Source organism: Streptococcus sanguinis SK1 = NCTC 7863 (assembly GCF_000194945.1).
GTDB classification, from domain to species: domain Bacteria; phylum Bacillota; class Bacilli; order Lactobacillales; family Streptococcaceae; genus Streptococcus; species Streptococcus sanguinis.
The window spans coordinates 1230810-1245964 of record NZ_GL878507.1 but is presented as its reverse complement, the minus strand read 5'-3'; the positions used below and the strand labels follow the sequence as shown (position 1 = coordinate 1245964).

Sequence of the window (15155 nt, the reverse complement as noted above, 5' to 3'; positions counted from 1 at the left end):
GGATACAATCATGGCAAACGCAAATGCATTAGGAATGGTAGAAACAAGAGGACTTGTCGGCGCAATCGAAGCAGCTGATGCAATGGTCAAAGCCGCTAACGTAACTTTAGTTGGTAAAGAACAAGTCGGCGCTGGATTGGTAACAGTCTTGGTTCGTGGTGATGTCGGTGCAGTCAAAGCAGCGACAGATGCTGGAGCAGCTGCAGCTGAAAACGTTGGTGAATTGATTTCAGTTCACGTAATTCCACGTCCACATGCTGAAGTAGAAGTAATCTTGCCTCATCAAGAATAAGATTACAGACTTTCGGATAAAATTAAAAACAAGAAAATAATTGGAGGAAATAAACATGGCAAACGCAAATGCATTAGGAATGGTAGAAACAAAAGGACTCGTCGGCGCAATTGAAGCAGCTGATGCAATGGTCAAAGCCGCTAACGTAACTTTGATTGGTAAAGAACAAGTCGGTGCTGGTTTGGTAACTGTAATGGTTCGTGGTGATGTCGGCGCAGTCAAAGCAGCGACAGATGCTGGAGCAGCTGCAGCTGAAAATGTTGGTGAATTGATTTCAGTTCACGTAATTCCACGTCCACATGCTGAAGTGGAAGTCATTCTGCCCAAATAATCTGGGACAGATAAATATTTGCTGAAAGGGCCTGTATTCTAGTGTTTAGAACTGATATAGGCCCCAGAGGCAAATAGAATACTCAGTGAAAATGAAGCTTATGGGCAGCAGCCCGATACTAGACAGAAATGTTGATTTTCAGAGAGTATCAGATTGATTTTCACAGAGTATCAACGGAGTAGAAGGATGTGAATACATGTCAGTTTTTACAGAAGCTAAGATTAGAAAGCTTTATAGAGAATCCGTTCTCGCTGATAACGGTGTCTTTGAATTAAACAAAGATGAAAAACTGACGCCAGCAGCCAGAGGTTTTCTCAATGATCACCATATTCGAATTATCTGTTCAGGTCAGACCAAAGGGAAAACAGCCTCAGCTGCTGATGCTATCAGGGTGCCGATTACAAACCTTGAGGACTCTGCTGTGTATCCACGACTATTTAGACTGACTAAACTTTATACTTGCTTTTTGAAGAACCAGAGAGAATTGCATCAGGCTTTTCAGGATGAAAAGTGTGAGCAAGTTGGCCAACTATTGAACATAGTAGAACAAATCGTCGGCCATCATATTCTGGATGATATTTCTGATTACCAGACAGACCTGCCTAGCAATGCAGAATTGCAGGCCATTCGGGTCAGTCGCCAGCTCGATCAAGAAACGGTCATGATGAGTTACCAAGAACCGACTTGGCAGCTGAATTGCTATGAAACATATATCGAAACGACCCTCCTGCGCAAAGAATTGGAGCAGGCTGCTGATGGTGACAGAGATCAATTTGCTTGTAAGGTTTCTCAATTATTAAAATCAATTGAAGTCTTGCTCTGGTTGATAGCAAGCTAATAACAAGAGAAAGAAGAACAGCAATGACTTTAGAAAATTTGGTAAATAAAGTAATTGATAAAGTTCAGGAAGAATTGCAGGGGTCATTTGAGGTAGAAGCGAGCGGACGTCATGTCCATTTGAGTCAGGAAGATTTGGAAGCCTTGTTTGGTCCCAACTATCAATTAACAAAAGCAAAAGACCTATCACAGCCAGGCCAGTTCGCTAGTCAAGAAAGGCTGACAGTTGTCGGTCCAAAAGGCGCTTTTCACAATGTGGTTATTCTAGGACCTGTTCGCAAACATTCTCAGGTAGAAGTTTCCCTGACAGACTGTTTGCAGCTGGGCACCAAGGCACCCATTCGCGAAAGTGGCGATATCGAAGGAACACCAGGTGTCATCTTGGCTCATGGAGACAAGGCAGTTTGTCTGGATAAGGGCCTGATAGTAGCTAAGCGTCATGTTCATATGACACCGGAAGATGCTGAACGTCTGAATGTAAAAAATCACGAGATTGTACAAGTCAGAGTAGAAGGTGCTCGTCCGCTGATTTTTGATGATGTGGTTATCCGTGTTAGTCCCAAGTTTGCGACCTATATGCATATCGACTACGATGAAGCCAATGCTTGTGGTTTCAAAAAAGGAACACGCGGACGGATTATCAAGAAATAAGTCGTATGAGCAAATAAAAGGTAGGTAAAGAATGGAAAATCTAGATCATTTAGTAGATTTGATTACAGACCGCCTGATGGAAAAGTTGAAGCAAAAGCCTCAGAAACCCTCAGTATACGTCATTGGAGGCGATAAGATTCCTGACTTATTAGAAGGGGAAGGCTTTCAAGTCGTAAAAGATTCTTGCACAGCAGAGATTGTTGTTGTTGAGACACTTGGTTTTGATGCTTTTCTGAGACTCTCATCCCTTTGCCCTTTAGCGGTGGAGGAAGCAGTCATTTTAAAGAGTCTTTTGAAAGGCAAAAAAGTCCTCGTATCAGACAACGCCTTTGCTATTCAACAGTACAAGCAATCTTCTAAAGTGTACTTGTATCAGGAACTGCAGGGACAGCGAGAAAAGCTGATTCGCTACGGTCTGCAATTTTATAAAGAAGGCCAACTCTTAGCACTCCTAGAAAGTGATCAAGCTGAAGAGCCTCGTCCGGAAGTGAAACGGGCGGTGGCAGAAGAAGTCAGCTCGAAGACTAAGGCTCCGGGCAAGCCGGTTTTGCTGACAGAGAAGAGGCTGAGAGAGATGGGCTTACCTGAAAATGGAAGTTTTAAAATAGAAAAAGGAATGATTGTGACAGCCTTGGCGAGAGATTATCTAAAACGTCAAAAAATAGAAATCATAGAATAAAGGAGTGGGTAGAGATGTTTGTTGGTAAAGTAAAAGGTAGCCTTTGGGCGACTAGAAAAGACGAAAATTTAAATGGTTTGAAATTTTTAGTGGTCGAACGGCAGCTAAATGAACATCAAAGTGACCCAGCTCTGCTTATTGTGGCCGACTGCATCGGTGCAGGCGAAGGAGACCAAGTAATGGTAACCACTGGCAGTTCTGCCCGGATGAGCCTAAATAAGACGAATATCCCTGTGGATATGGTCGTTGTGGCTATCATTGACAAGGTTGACTATCACAGTGATGAAGAATATTAGAAACTAAGGTAATGTTATGAGTATCAATGAAATTATCATTTATATCATGGTGCTATTCATGCTGATCGGTGCAGTGGATAAATGTATCGGTGGCAAACTAGGACTAAGTGAAAAATTTGAAGAAGGAATCATGGCTATGGGAGCTTTGGCTCTGTCTATGGCTGGGATTATGGTAATCGCTCCCCTCTTGGCGGATGTCTTGAAACCAATTGTCGTGCCTTTGTATGGCTTGGTGGGCGCTGACCCGTCTATTTTTGCGACAACCTTCATTGCCAATGATATGGGAGGAGCTCCTCTGGCTCTCAGTCTGGCTCAGGATCCAGCGGTAGGAAATTTTGCTGCCTTTGTACTGGGCTCTATGATGGGGCCAACCATCGTCTTTACGATTCCAGTTGCCTTGGGTATTATCGAAAAAGATGACCGTCCGCTTTTGGCTCGCGGAATCCTATACGGTTTGGTAACTGTTCCGATTGGCTGTCTCCTCGGAGGACTTTTCGTACCAGGTCTGCCTTTTGGAACCTTGGTTGTCAATCTTATCCCGATTATCATTGTATCTGCTCTGATTTTCATAGGATTGCTTTTGGCACCTAATGCCATGATTAAAGGTTTTGAAGTGTTTGGTCAGATTATTGTTATCTTGGCAACGCTTGGTTTGGCCTTTGGTGCAGCGCAGCTTCTGACTGGTAATGAATGGCTCATCAGCCTCTATCCAAAAGGTGCTGAGACACTGAAGGAAGCCTTTGAAGTTGTCGGAACGATTGCCGTAACCTTGGCTGGAGCCTTTGGTCTGGTAGCTGTCTTTACCAAGGTAGCCAACAAACCGCTTTCTGCTATCGGAAAATCCCTAGGAATGAACGAAGTTGGTGCAGCTGGTTTGGTAGCTTCTCTGGCTAATAACATTGCCATGTTCCAGATGATGAAGGATATGGACAAACGCGGTAAGATTATCAACGTAGCCTTTGCCGTATCTGCTTCCTTCGTTATCGGAGATCACCTAGGCTTCACAGCTGGTCAAAAACCGGAAATGATTGTGCCGATGATGATTGGTAAATTTGTCGGCGGTATCACAGCGGTATTACTGGCTTTCTTCTTAACGAAAAAGGAAGCTTAGACTTGGAGGTATGAAGTATGGCAGATATTAATCGTTCTGACCTAGAAACATTGGTTCGTAAGATTTTATTGGAAGAATTAGCCACTAAAGATGGCGGGAAGAAAGTCAGTAAGGCAGGAGTGGCTTCTATCGCCCTGCCAGGTCTAGATGTTCGTCCAGAAGATCGCTTGGATACAGGTGATGCGAGTCATCAAGTTTATACACGAGACTTGCTGACTTTAGACGAAAGCCCACGATTGGGCTTGGGTCTGATGACCATGGAAAAGACAACTTTCCCTTGGCATCTGGACTATGATGAAGTGGACTATGTTATTGAAGGGCGTCTTGATATTATCGTTGGTGACGAAGTCATGACAGCTGGCCCTGGCGAAGTACTCTTTATCCCTAAAGGCAGCGACATTCAGTTCTCTGTCAGAGATAAGGCCCGCTTTATCTATGTGACCTATCCGGCTGACTGGCAAGGCTAGTTTGTTGGAGGTTTGAACAATTGGATTCAATAGTTTGATTCCCCACTAAGGGGAAGTGAAATACGGATGGTATCCCCATATAAAAACCAGTGCCTCTGTACTGCACTACAAAAGTTAGACACAAAAATCTAGCTTTTTAGAGTCGGTACACTTTAGGTGCTGGTTTTCGTTTATATAACTTTCAGCCCGTCTAGTTCCATAAGACTCTAGCCAATAAATCACGCCATGCAGGTGCAAATTGAAGATTCTCCTAAAAAATCCAAATGCGATACAATTAAGGTGTTGAAGTTTGCTCAAAACTGAGAGGGGAAAATATAGATTGAAAAGCACATAGTTTATCATGCACAAATTATCCTCTAATCTCCTGTTATATTCCAGTTCTGTAAGCACAGTCTAATGAAGCTTTTTTGCTTTTTTCATTCTTGAAAGATATAGGAAAACATGCTATAATGAAAAGAACATTCTAAAAATCAGAAAGATTATTATATAGTAAGGAAAAAAATGGCGAATATTTTAAAGACTATCATTGAAAATGATAAAGGTGAATTAAGAAAATTAGAAAAAATGGCTGACAAAGTCTTGGCTTATGAAGACGAAATGGCGGCCTTGTCTGATGAAGAACTTCAGGCAAAAACAGAAGAATTCAAGAAACGCTATGCTGATGGTGAAAGTTTAGATCAGCTCTTATTTGAAGCTTTTGCGGTTGTCCGTGAAGGAGCTAAGCGTGTGTTAGGTCTTTTCCCTTATAAGGTACAGGTTATGGGTGGGATCGTTCTCCATCATGGTGACGTTCCAGAGATGCGTACCGGTGAAGGAAAAACCTTGACAGCGACAATGCCAGTTTACCTAAATGCCCTTGCAGGAAAAGGTGTGCATGTTGTCACAGTCAACGAATATCTGACTGAGCGTGATGCGACTGAAATGGGTGAACTCTATTCTTGGCTTGGCCTTTCTGTCGGTATCAATCTGGCAGCTAAGTCTCCATCTGAGAAGAAAGAAGCATATGCTTGCGACATTACCTATTCAACCAATGCTGAGATCGGCTTTGACTACCTACGTGATAACATGGTAGTCCGCGCTGAAAACATGGTACAGCGCCCACTCAACTATGCCTTGGTCGATGAGGTGGACTCAATCCTGATTGACGAAGCTCGGACACCACTGATTGTTTCAGGACCGGTTTCTTCAGATACCAACCAGCTTTATCATATGGCTGACCACTATGTCAAATCTCTGGATAAGGACGACTACATCATCGATGTTCAGTCTAAGACGATTGGTCTGTCTGATTCAGGTATTGACAAGGCAGAAAGCTACTTCAAGCTGGACAATCTCTACGATATTGAAAATGTTGCCCTGACTCACTTTATCGACAATGCTCTGCGAGCTAACTACATCATGCTCCTTGACATTGACTATGTGGTCAGTGAAGATCAGGAAATTCTGATTGTCGATCAGTTTACTGGTCGGACAATGGAAGGCCGCCGCTACTCTGACGGTCTCCACCAAGCGATTGAAGCCAAAGAAGGTGTGCCGATTCAGGAAGAAACAAAGACTTCTGCTTCTATTACTTATCAGAACCTCTTCCGTATGTATAAGAAGCTGTCTGGCATGACAGGTACAGCTAAGACGGAGGAAGAAGAGTTTCGCGAAACATACAACATTCGTGTTATCCCAATTCCAACTAACCGTCCGGTAGCACGTATTGACCATTCTGACCTGCTCTACCCAAGTATTGATTCTAAGTTTAAGGCAGTTGTTCAGGATGTTAAAGAGCGTCATGAAAAAGGCCAGCCAGTTCTGGTTGGTACCGTTGCGGTTGAAACCAGTGATTATATTTCTAAGAAATTGGTAGAAGCTGGGGTTCCTCACGAAGTTCTTAATGCGAAAAACCACTATAAAGAGGCGCAAATTATCATGAACGCCGGCCAACGTGGAGCGGTTACTATTGCGACCAATATGGCCGGACGGGGAACCGACATCAAGTTGGGTGAAGGTGTTCGCGAATTGGGCGGTCTCTGCGTTATCGGTACAGAACGCCATGAAAGCCGCCGGATTGACAATCAGCTGCGCGGACGTTCAGGCCGTCAGGGTGATCCAGGTGAGTCACAATTCTACCTGTCACTGGAAGATGAGCTGATGCGTCGCTTTGGCTCAGAGCGCATTAAAGCCCTCTTGGATCGGATGAACCTTAGTGACGAAGATTCTGTTATCAAGTCTGGCATGCTGACCCGTCAGGTAGAGGCAGCTCAGAAGCGTGTCGAAGGAAATAACTACGATACGCGGAAACAAGTCTTGCAGTATGATGACGTGATGCGTGAGCAGCGGGAAATTATTTATGCTGAGCGCCACGATGTCATTACTGCTGACCGTGACCTCAGTCCTGAAATCCATGCTATGATTAAACGGACGATCAACCGCATCGTTGATGGAAGCAGCCACTCTGATCAGGATGATAAGATTGAAGCAATTTTAAACTTTGCTAAGTATAACTTGGTTTCAGAAGATTCTATTTCTGATAGCGATTTGGAAGGCAAGTCTGACCAAGAAATCAAAGATTATCTGTTTGAACGTGCATTGGAAGTCTACGACAGTCAGATTGCTAAGCTGCGAGATGAAGAAGCGGTGCGTGAATTCCAGAAGGTCTTGATTCTGCGCGTGGTGGACAGCAAGTGGACTGACCATATCGACGCCCTTGACCAGCTGCGCAATGCTGTTGGACTGCGTGGCTATGCTCAGAACAATCCAGTTGTCGAATACCAAGCAGAAAGCTTCCGTATGTTCAATGACATGATTGGCTCTATTGAGTTTGATGTAACTCGTCTGATGATGAAAGCACAGATTCATGAGCAAGAGCGTCCTCGGACAGATCGGGCTATCAATACCACAGCTACCCGCAATATCTCTGCCAAGGCGCCAAATATGCCTGAGAATGTAGACCTGTCTAACGTAAAGAGAAATGACCCTTGTCCATGTGGTTCTGGCAAGAAATTCAAGAACTGTCACGGCCGTAAAAAGTAAACATAAAAGAAGGAGAATAGATGACCTTTAAAGCAACTAGTCAACCCATTGATGTGGCAGAAGTTCGCCAACTTGCTAAGCTAGAAGGCGACATGTTAGCTCGCAAGGAAAAGCGTGACCGAGAGTTGGAAGCAATTCTGCGTGGTCAAGATGACCGCATTCTCTTGGTTATCGGTCCCTGCTCTTCAGATAACGAAGAAGCGGTGCTAGAGTATGCCAAGCGTCTATCTGCTCTCCAAGAAGAAGTAAAAGACCGCATTTTCATGGTCATGCGGGTTTATACTGCTAAGCCTCGGACGAACGGAGATGGCTATAAAGGGCTTATTCATCAGCCCAATGCGACTGCCGCTCCAAGTCTGATTAACGGCATCAAGGCAGTCCGCAATCTGCACTATCGGGTTATTTCCGAGACAGGCATGACCACAGCTGATGAGATGCTCTATCCAGAAAATCTGCCTCTGGTAGATGATTTAATTTCTTACATGGCTGTAGGAGCTCGCTCGGTCGAAGACCAGCAGCACCGATTTGTAGCTAGTGGAGCGGATCTTCCGACTGGATTGAAAAATCCGACTTCTGGTAATCTCAATGTCATGTTTAACGGCATCTATGCAGCTCAGAACAAGCAGAGTTTCCTATTCGCTGGTAAGGAAGTTGAAACGTCTGGCAACCCTTTGGCGCATGCCATCTTGCGTGGTGCTCTGAATGAATACGGTAAGAACATTCCCAACTACTATTATGATAACCTGCTGGATACTATTGCCCAGTACGAAAAAATGGGCTTAGAAAATCCCTTTATCATCATTGACACTAATCATGATAACTCTGGTAAGCAGTATCTGGAGCAGGTTCGTATCGTTCGCCAGACTCTGATTAACCGGGACTGGAATGAAAAGATTAAGGCTACAGTACGGGGCTTTATGATCGAGTCTTATCTGGAAGACGGCCGTCAGGACGAACCAGAAGTCTTTGGCAAGTCCATTACTGACCCTTGTCTGGGCTGGGCAAATACAGAACAGCTGGTTCGTGAAATTTATGATACATTAGGAAAATAGTATGGCATTTATTGAAAAAGGTCAGAAGATTGACATTGAGCAGATTAAGTCCAGAACCAGACTGACTGGTCAGGCCTTGACTCATAAAAACAAGCGAGACCAAGAACTAGCTGAGATTCTCAGTGGGGAAGATGAGCGTATTCTCTTGGTGATTGGTCCTTGCTCATCAGACAATGAAGAGGCTGTGCTGGAGTATGCCCGCCGTTTGTCAGAGCTGCAGAAGAAGGTCGCAGATAAGATTTTTATCGTCATGCGCGTCTATACTGCTAAGCCGCGGACCAATGGGGATGGCTATAAGGGCTTGGTTCACCAGCCGGATACTTCTAAAGCTCCTAGTCTTATCAATGGTTTGCAGGCAGTTCGTCAGTTGCACTATCGTGTCATTACAGAGACTGGTCTGACGACGGCTGATGAGATGCTCTATCCGTCTAATCTTGTGCTGGTAGACGACTTGGTCAGTTATCATGCTGTGGGTGCCCGCTCAGTTGAAGACCAGGAGCACCGCTTTGTAGCGTCTGGGATTGACGCTCCAGTCGGCATGAAAAATCCAACTTCTGGCAATCTGGGGGTTATGTTTAACGCTGTCTATGCGGCACAAAATAAGCAGACTTTCCTTTTTCACGGTCAGGAAGTAGAAACCTCTGGGAATCCGTTGGCTCACGTTATTCTGCGTGGGGCGACCAATGAATACGGTAAGAACATTCCAAATTTCTACTATGAAAATATGCTGGATGCCATTTCCTACTATGAAAAAATGGGCTTGGAGAATCCTTTCATCGTCATCGATACCAATCACGATAACTCCGGCAAACAATATCTGGAACAGATTAGGATTGTGCGTCAGACCTTGCTGAATCGGGATTGGAACGAAAAGATTAAGAGAGCGGTTCGTGGTTTTATGATTGAGTCTTATCTGGAAGACGGCCGGCAAAATGAGCCGGAAGTCTTTGGTAAATCCATCACTGACCCTTGCCTAGGCTGGGACAATACAGTTCAGCTTATTGAAGAAATTTACAACACTTTAGATAAATAAGGAAAATTGAAAGGGACAGTCTTGACCTGTAAAGAGGACTAACTGTCGGGTGAAGACGAACTCAGCTGGCGGCCCAGCTGAGTTTTGTCGCCTTTCCAGAGAATGATATGATAAAAGGACACGGAATTGATATAGAAGAGTTGGCTGCCATTGAGCGAGCCTATCTGAAAAATGCCCGCTTTGCAAAGAAGGTGCTGACAGAGGCGGAGCTTTCTCGTTTTGAGGAATTATCCGGCAAGCGGAAAATCGAATTTCTGGCTGGTCGTTGGGCTGCCAAGGAGGCTTTTTCTAAAGCTTGGGGAACCGGCATCGGTAAGCTCAGGTTTCAGGACTTGGAGATTTTAAATGATCGTCAGGGAGCTCCTTATTTCAGCCGGTCACCTTTTACTGGCAAGGTTTGGATTTCGCTCAGCCATGCTGCTGGCCTAGTTACAGCCAGCGTTATTTTGGAGGAAGATGATGAAAGCTAGTCTGCATAGACCTAGCAAGGCAGTGATTGATTTAGCTGCCATTGCTTTTAATATTAGACAACTGAGTGCCCATCTGCCTCAGACGACAGAGAAGTGGGCTGTCGTCAAGGCAAATGCTTATGGCCACGGAGCTATTGAGGTTTCTAGGCACATTGAGCCCCTTGTAGATGGCTTTTGTGTGTCTAATATCGATGAAGCTTTGGAGCTGCGTTCAGCCGGCATTGGCAAAAAAATTCTGGTGCTAGGAGTATCAGATCTGGCTGCGCTTCCGCTAGCTAGAAAGGGAAAGGTGTCTCTGACCGTAGCCAGTTTAGAATGGCTGGATCTAGCTTTAGACGCTGAAGAAGATTTAACTGGGTTAAATTTTCATATCAAGATTGACTCTGGTATGGGGCGAATTGGTTTTCGAGATAGTCAGGAAGCTCAGGAGGCAATCCATCGCTTGCAGGCTGCTGGGGCTGTCGCGGAGGGAATTTTTACCCACTTTGCAACGGCAGATGAAGCGGAGCACCATAAGTTTGAAGCCCAGCTGGCTCGTTTTCATCAAATCTTATCTGAGCTGGACAGTGTGCCTCCTCTCGTTCACGCTAGTAATTCCGCCACCTCTCTCTGGCACAGCGAGACCGTTCTAAATGCAGTTCGGCTGGGTGACATCATTTATGGCCTCAACCCTAGCGGAACTGTTTTAGAACTTCCTTACGAATTCAAGCCAGCTCTGTCACTGGTCTCAGAATTGGTGCATGTCAAAGAAGTTGAGGCTGGAGCAGATGTTGGCTATGGAGCCACCTACACTAGCCAGTCTCAAGAGTGGATTGGTACCATTCCTTTGGGTTATGCGGATGGTTGGACACGGGATATGCAGGGCTTTGATGTCTTGATTGATGGTCAGCGCTGCCCTATTGTCGGCCGACTTTCCATGGACCAGATTACAGTGCGTCTGCCTCAGGCTTATCCTCTTGGCACGTTGGTTGTGTTGATTGGAAATAGCGGAGCGGAGACCATTACGGCGACAGATGTGGCAGAAAAACGTGGCACCATTAACTATGAGGTGGTTTGCTTAATTAGCGACCGTGTACCGAGGGTCTATAAAGACTAAGAAGATTAATGCAGGGAACCGCTTGGAGTATTTGATAATGTTCTAGCTTGGCCCCCTGTCTGCGATATTAGCATCGCAGCAGTATCAGAACTGAAAGAGGAATTATGAATTTACACCAACCTTTGACGGTTCTGCCTGGTGTGGGACCGAAATCAGCAGAAAAATTTACCAAGCTGGGTCTAGAAACCTTGCAGGATTTGCTGCTTTATTTTCCTTTTCGTTATGAGGATTTTAAGAGTAAGAATGTCCTAGACTTGGAGGATGGAGAAAAGGCAGTTGTTTCTGGTCAGGTCGTGACTCCGGCCAATGTCCAGTATTATGGCTACAAACGCAATCGCCTGCGCTTTACCATCAAGCAGGGAGAAGTCGCTCTGGCAGTTAATTTCTTTAACCAGCCTTATTTGGCAGATAAGATTGAAGTGGGAGCTAATATAGCCGTCTTTGGCAAGTGGGACAAAGCCAAGGCTAGTCTGACTGGCATGAAACTTCTGGCTCAGGTAGAGGACGACTTGCAGCCTGTCTATCGGCTGGCTCAGGGAATTAGTCAGGCCAATCTGGTCAAGCTGATTAAGACAGCCTTTGACCAGGGATTGGACTTGCTCTTAGAGGAAAATCTGCCCCAGTCCCTGCTGGAACGCTACCAGCTAGTGAGCAGAGTTGAGGCTGTGCGGGCTATGCATTTTCCAAAGGACTTGGCGGACTACAAGCAGGCTCTTCGGCGGGTTAAATTTGAAGAACTCTTTTATTTTCAAATGCAGCTGCAGGTCTTAAAGAGAGAAACCAAGGCTGTCAGCAATGGATTAAAAATTGATTGGCAGTTGGATGCTGTGGCCGAGAAAAAGCAGAGCTTACCTTTTGAACTGACTTCAGCTCAGGAGCGCAGTCTGACAGAGATTTTGCAGGATTTGCGGTCGCCTGGACACATGAATCGTCTGCTGCAGGGCGATGTAGGAAGCGGAAAGACAGTAGTCGCTGGTTTGGCTATGTATGCTGTTTATACAGCTGGCTTTCAGTCAGCTCTGATGGTTCCAACAGAAATTTTGGCTGAGCAGCATTTTGACAGCCTAGCTCAGCTTTTTCCAGAATTGAAGCTTGCCCTGCTAACTGGTGGGATGAAAGCAGCTGAGCGCCGGGAAACCTTGGCAGCGATTGAAAACGGTCAGGTGGACATGATTGTCGGAACCCATGCCTTGATTCAGGAAGGAGTCCGTTACCATGCATTGGGCTTGGTCATTATTGACGAGCAGCATCGCTTTGGGGTGGAGCAACGCCGGATTTTACGGGAAAAGGGAGACAATCCTGATGTCCTCATGATGACGGCGACGCCTATTCCCAGAACTCTTGCAATTACAGCATTTGGTGATATGGATGTCTCCATCATTGACCAGATGCCGGCAGGACGCAAGCCTATCATCACCCGCTGGGTCAAGCATGAGCAGCTGGGAGTCGTCCTCGACTGGCTTAAAAAAGAGCTTCATAAGGGAGCTCAGGCCTATTTTATTTCTCCTTTGATTGAGGAATCTGAGGCGCTGGATCTTAAGAATGCCATTGCCCTAGAAGAAGAACTGACAGCCTATTTTGGTCAGCAGGCCCAAGTGGCTCTGCTTCATGGCAAGATGAAGAGCGAGGAAAAAGAGGCGATTATGCAGGACTTCAAGGAAGGACGGACTGATATTCTGGTCTCTACCACGGTCATTGAGGTCGGAGTCAACGTCCCCAATGCTACGGTGATGGTCATCATGGATGCGGACCGCTTTGGACTCAGCCAGCTTCATCAGCTAAGAGGCCGCGTCGGCCGAGGCAGCAAGCAGTCTTATGCGGTCTTGGTTGCCAATCCTAAGACGGAGTCAGGCAAGCGCCGCATGAAAATCATGACTGAGACGACTGATGGTTTCCTGCTGGCTGAGGAGGATCTGAAAATGCGAGGCTCTGGAGAAATCTTTGGCACTCGGCAGTCTGGTATTCCTGAGTTTCAAGTGGCAGACATCGTGGAAGATTATCCGATTTTAGAAGAAGCCAGAAAGGTTGCCAGCCAGATTACAGCTGATCCGAACTGGCGGACAGATCCTAGTTGGCACTTGATTGCTCTTCATTTGGACAAGCGAGATTACCTAGATTAAGAGTTCTTTGGATTAAGTTTCCTGCAAGTTATTTATAAGTAGGCTTTAAGTTTGAGGGATTATACTATTGTCAAATCAAAGAAAGAGGTAGGACCAATGACAAAGTAAACATCCCTTAAAATCCTGTAACCAAAGCTTGAAGACTAGAAGACTTGCGAGGTATGAGCCACTCAAAGAATAAGAATAATTTAGAATTTTTTCATCATAAATCTCCTAACAATCACAAGCTTCACCCAATCGGTGAAGTTTTTTTGTATTTAATTGAAAAGACTTGTTCGTTTCAAATAGTAGATAGGGATTGCTGCCGGATTTCTTTGACTATAAGCTTTCCCTAAGAAATCTATAAGAGATTCTTAAGTTTAGGGCTGTATCCTTATATCCAAGTAAGAACAAAAAGATTAGATACCAAACTTGAAGCTAAACACTCCAAGAGTTTCGTTTTTGCTCTTAAAGAATGAATGATAAGCGAGGTAAAAGCTATGAAAGTTACAATCAAAGTCCACTATCCGAAGACATTTAAGCAAGCTCAGAAAATGAAGGTGACCTATGGTAAGTGATTATATTTTTGAAATTCTAGAGTCTCTGTTTGAGGTTATCTTCTAAGTCCAGCGATTCAATGAAGTTTTCCCAGTGTTAGAATATGAATGAGTCAAAAAAGTGCTAAGCAACCTTAGCACTTTTTGATTTAAAGAAAATAAATAGGGATTTTTTTCTCAGCCTTCCATATAATCTCGTAGTTCTTGACCTTTGAGTCCAGCATTCAGGGCGATGAGCAGTTTGATTCTGGCTTTTTGAGCATTGAGCTCTTTGACAAAGAAGATGCCAGCCTGGTGTAGCTGAACGCCGCCACCTTCATAAGCATAGACAGGCTCAGCAATTCCGTTGAAGCAGCGAGAGACCAGAGCAACTGGCAAGCCGTCAGCTATCATATAAGCCAGTTTGTCAGCTACTTCCTTGGGGAGGTTGCCAGCACCGAATGCCTCTATGATGAGGCCGTCTATCTTGTCTAAATCCAGCATGTCCAGAAGCTCTGTCTTCATACCAGCATAAGCTGAAATGATGGGCACCAGACCAGAGATGCTGTTTAAGTCAAAGCGGACCCGAGGCTCCGCTGTCTTAAAATAGAGAATTTCCTGCTTCATAATCAAGCCAAGCGGTCCGTGAGTCGGCGTCTGGAAGGTGCTGACATTGGTCGTGTGGGTTTTGGTTACATACTTGGCAGCATGTGCCTCGTCATTCATAACGACAAGTACGCCTTTATCACTAGCTTTTTCATCGCTAGCCACCCGTAGGGCTGTCAGGTAGTTATAGACTCCGTCACTCCCCAGCTCATTGGAACTGCGCATAGCTCCGGTCAGAACGACCGGAATCTTCGGCAGCTGCATAGTATCTAGAAAGTAAGCTGTCTCTTCTAAAGTATCTGTCCCATGAGTAATGACCACTCCGTCAAATTGGTCAGCACTGGCTTTGATTTTCTGGTAGAGCTTGAGCATGTGCTGGGGCGTGATATGAGGACTGGGAATATTAAAAAAGTCAATGACTTCCGTCTCTATCCCCTCAAGCGGAACGGTCACATGGTTCATAGGGTTATCAGCATTGGTAACGACAGCCCCAGAGCCGTCAGCCTGCATGGAAATGGTTCCTCCTGTATGCAGGACCAAGATTTTCTTTGTCATAAATCCTTTTTCTCCTTGTACTC

General features: G+C 45.2%; 15 protein-coding genes. 14 read left to right on the top strand and 1 reads right to left on the bottom strand.

Annotation, left to right across the window (positions count from 1 at the left end):
* Positions 1–10: 10 nt before the first annotated feature.
* From pduA (HMPREF9378_RS05010) to recG, 14 genes are all read left to right on the top strand, one after another.
* Positions 11–292 carry a propanediol utilization microcompartment protein PduA gene (gene pduA / locus HMPREF9378_RS05010; protein ID WP_002898203.1) on the top strand — a complete coding sequence of 94 codons (282 nt, stop codon included), beginning with the start codon at positions 11–13 and terminating at the stop codon, positions 290–292.
* A gap of 55 nt (positions 293–347) precedes the next feature.
* On the top strand, positions 348–623 hold the full coding sequence (gene pduA / locus HMPREF9378_RS05015) for a propanediol utilization microcompartment protein PduA (RefSeq protein ID WP_002896373.1): 276 nt from the start codon (positions 348–350) through the stop codon (positions 621–623).
* Positions 624–819: 196 nt separating this feature from the next.
* Entirely contained in the window at positions 820–1461 is a 642-nt protein-coding gene (locus tag HMPREF9378_RS05020; protein WP_002901058.1) for a hypothetical protein, read from the top strand.
* A 23-nt stretch (positions 1462–1484) separates the two neighbouring features.
* Complete coding sequence (eutD, locus tag HMPREF9378_RS05025) at positions 1485–2111, top strand: ethanolamine utilization phosphate acetyltransferase EutD (protein ID WP_002896361.1); 627 nt, start codon at positions 1485–1487, stop codon at positions 2109–2111.
* Positions 2112–2142: 31 nt separating this feature from the next.
* Positions 2143–2790, top strand: a complete 648-nt coding sequence (locus HMPREF9378_RS05030) for an ethanolamine utilization protein (RefSeq protein ID WP_002901057.1) — start codon at positions 2143–2145, stop codon at positions 2788–2790.
* A gap of 14 nt (positions 2791–2804) precedes the next feature.
* Complete coding sequence (locus tag HMPREF9378_RS05035) at positions 2805–3086, top strand: EutN/CcmL family microcompartment protein (RefSeq protein ID WP_002896356.1); 282 nt, start codon at positions 2805–2807, stop codon at positions 3084–3086.
* A gap of 16 nt (positions 3087–3102) precedes the next feature.
* Positions 3103–4197 (top strand): ethanolamine utilization protein EutH, encoded by a 1095-nt coding sequence (locus HMPREF9378_RS05040; RefSeq protein ID WP_002901056.1) that lies wholly within the window; start codon positions 3103–3105, stop codon positions 4195–4197.
* Between the two features lie 17 nt (positions 4198–4214).
* Positions 4215–4664: a cupin domain-containing protein gene (locus tag HMPREF9378_RS05045; RefSeq protein WP_002896350.1), complete on the top strand. Its 450-nt coding sequence runs from the start codon at positions 4215–4217 to the stop codon at positions 4662–4664.
* A gap of 501 nt (positions 4665–5165) precedes the next feature.
* Positions 5166–7685, top strand: coding sequence for a preprotein translocase subunit SecA (gene secA, locus HMPREF9378_RS05050; protein ID WP_002913860.1), 2520 nt, complete (start codon positions 5166–5168; stop codon positions 7683–7685).
* A 20-nt stretch (positions 7686–7705) separates the two neighbouring features.
* Positions 7706–8737: a 3-deoxy-7-phosphoheptulonate synthase gene (locus HMPREF9378_RS05055; RefSeq protein WP_002901054.1), complete on the top strand. Its 1032-nt coding sequence runs from the start codon at positions 7706–7708 to the stop codon at positions 8735–8737.
* A 1-nt stretch (position 8738) separates the two neighbouring features.
* Positions 8739–9770: a 3-deoxy-7-phosphoheptulonate synthase gene (locus HMPREF9378_RS05060; protein WP_002913858.1), complete on the top strand. Its 1032-nt coding sequence runs from the start codon at positions 8739–8741 to the stop codon at positions 9768–9770.
* Positions 9771–9877: 107 nt separating this feature from the next.
* Positions 9878–10240, top strand: coding sequence for a holo-ACP synthase (gene acpS / locus HMPREF9378_RS05065; RefSeq protein ID WP_002913852.1), 363 nt, complete (start codon positions 9878–9880; stop codon positions 10238–10240).
* On the top strand, positions 10230–11336 hold the full coding sequence (gene alr, locus HMPREF9378_RS05070; RefSeq protein ID WP_032911203.1) for an alanine racemase: 1107 nt from the start codon (positions 10230–10232) through the stop codon (positions 11334–11336). Before acpS ends, alr begins: the two co-directional genes overlap by 11 nt.
* Before the next feature lie 104 nt (positions 11337–11440).
* Entirely contained in the window at positions 11441–13456 is a 2016-nt protein-coding gene (recG, locus tag HMPREF9378_RS05075) for an ATP-dependent DNA helicase RecG (RefSeq protein ID WP_002913848.1), read from the top strand.
* Between the two features lie 713 nt (positions 13457–14169).
* Here the strand turns inward: recG and HMPREF9378_RS05080 are convergent.
* On the bottom strand, positions 14170–15132 hold the full coding sequence (locus tag HMPREF9378_RS05080) for an asparaginase (RefSeq protein ID WP_002901048.1): 963 nt from the start codon (positions 15130–15132) through the stop codon (positions 14170–14172).
* Between the last annotated feature and the right edge of the window lie 23 nt (positions 15133–15155).

Excerpts from the sequence above, each read along its gene's own strand:
- pduA (WP_002898203.1), top strand. The coding sequence starts at position 11 with ATGGCAAACGCAAATGCATTAGGAATGGTAGAAACAAGAGGACTTGTC.
- pduA (WP_002896373.1), top strand. The coding sequence starts at position 348 with ATGGCAAACGCAAATGCATTAGGAATGGTAGAAACAAAAGGACTCGTC.
- HMPREF9378_RS05020 (WP_002901058.1), top strand. The coding sequence starts at position 820 with ATGTCAGTTTTTACAGAAGCTAAGATTAGAAAGCTTTATAGAGAATCC.
- eutD (WP_002896361.1), top strand. The coding sequence starts at position 1,485 with ATGACTTTAGAAAATTTGGTAAATAAAGTAATTGATAAAGTTCAGGAA.
- HMPREF9378_RS05030 (WP_002901057.1), top strand. The coding sequence starts at position 2,143 with ATGGAAAATCTAGATCATTTAGTAGATTTGATTACAGACCGCCTGATG.
- HMPREF9378_RS05035 (WP_002896356.1), top strand. The coding sequence starts at position 2,805 with ATGTTTGTTGGTAAAGTAAAAGGTAGCCTTTGGGCGACTAGAAAAGAC.
- HMPREF9378_RS05040 (WP_002901056.1), top strand. The coding sequence starts at position 3,103 with ATGAGTATCAATGAAATTATCATTTATATCATGGTGCTATTCATGCTG.
- HMPREF9378_RS05045 (WP_002896350.1), top strand. The coding sequence starts at position 4,215 with ATGGCAGATATTAATCGTTCTGACCTAGAAACATTGGTTCGTAAGATT.
- secA (WP_002913860.1), top strand. The coding sequence starts at position 5,166 with ATGGCGAATATTTTAAAGACTATCATTGAAAATGATAAAGGTGAATTA.
- HMPREF9378_RS05055 (WP_002901054.1), top strand. The coding sequence starts at position 7,706 with ATGACCTTTAAAGCAACTAGTCAACCCATTGATGTGGCAGAAGTTCGC.
- HMPREF9378_RS05060 (WP_002913858.1), top strand. The coding sequence starts at position 8,739 with ATGGCATTTATTGAAAAAGGTCAGAAGATTGACATTGAGCAGATTAAG.
- acpS (WP_002913852.1), top strand. The coding sequence starts at position 9,878 with ATGATAAAAGGACACGGAATTGATATAGAAGAGTTGGCTGCCATTGAG.
- alr (WP_032911203.1), top strand. The coding sequence starts at position 10,230 with ATGAAAGCTAGTCTGCATAGACCTAGCAAGGCAGTGATTGATTTAGCT.
- recG (WP_002913848.1), top strand. The coding sequence starts at position 11,441 with ATGAATTTACACCAACCTTTGACGGTTCTGCCTGGTGTGGGACCGAAA.
- HMPREF9378_RS05080 (WP_002901048.1), bottom strand. The coding sequence starts at position 15,132 with ATGACAAAGAAAATCTTGGTCCTGCATACAGGAGGAACCATTTCCATG.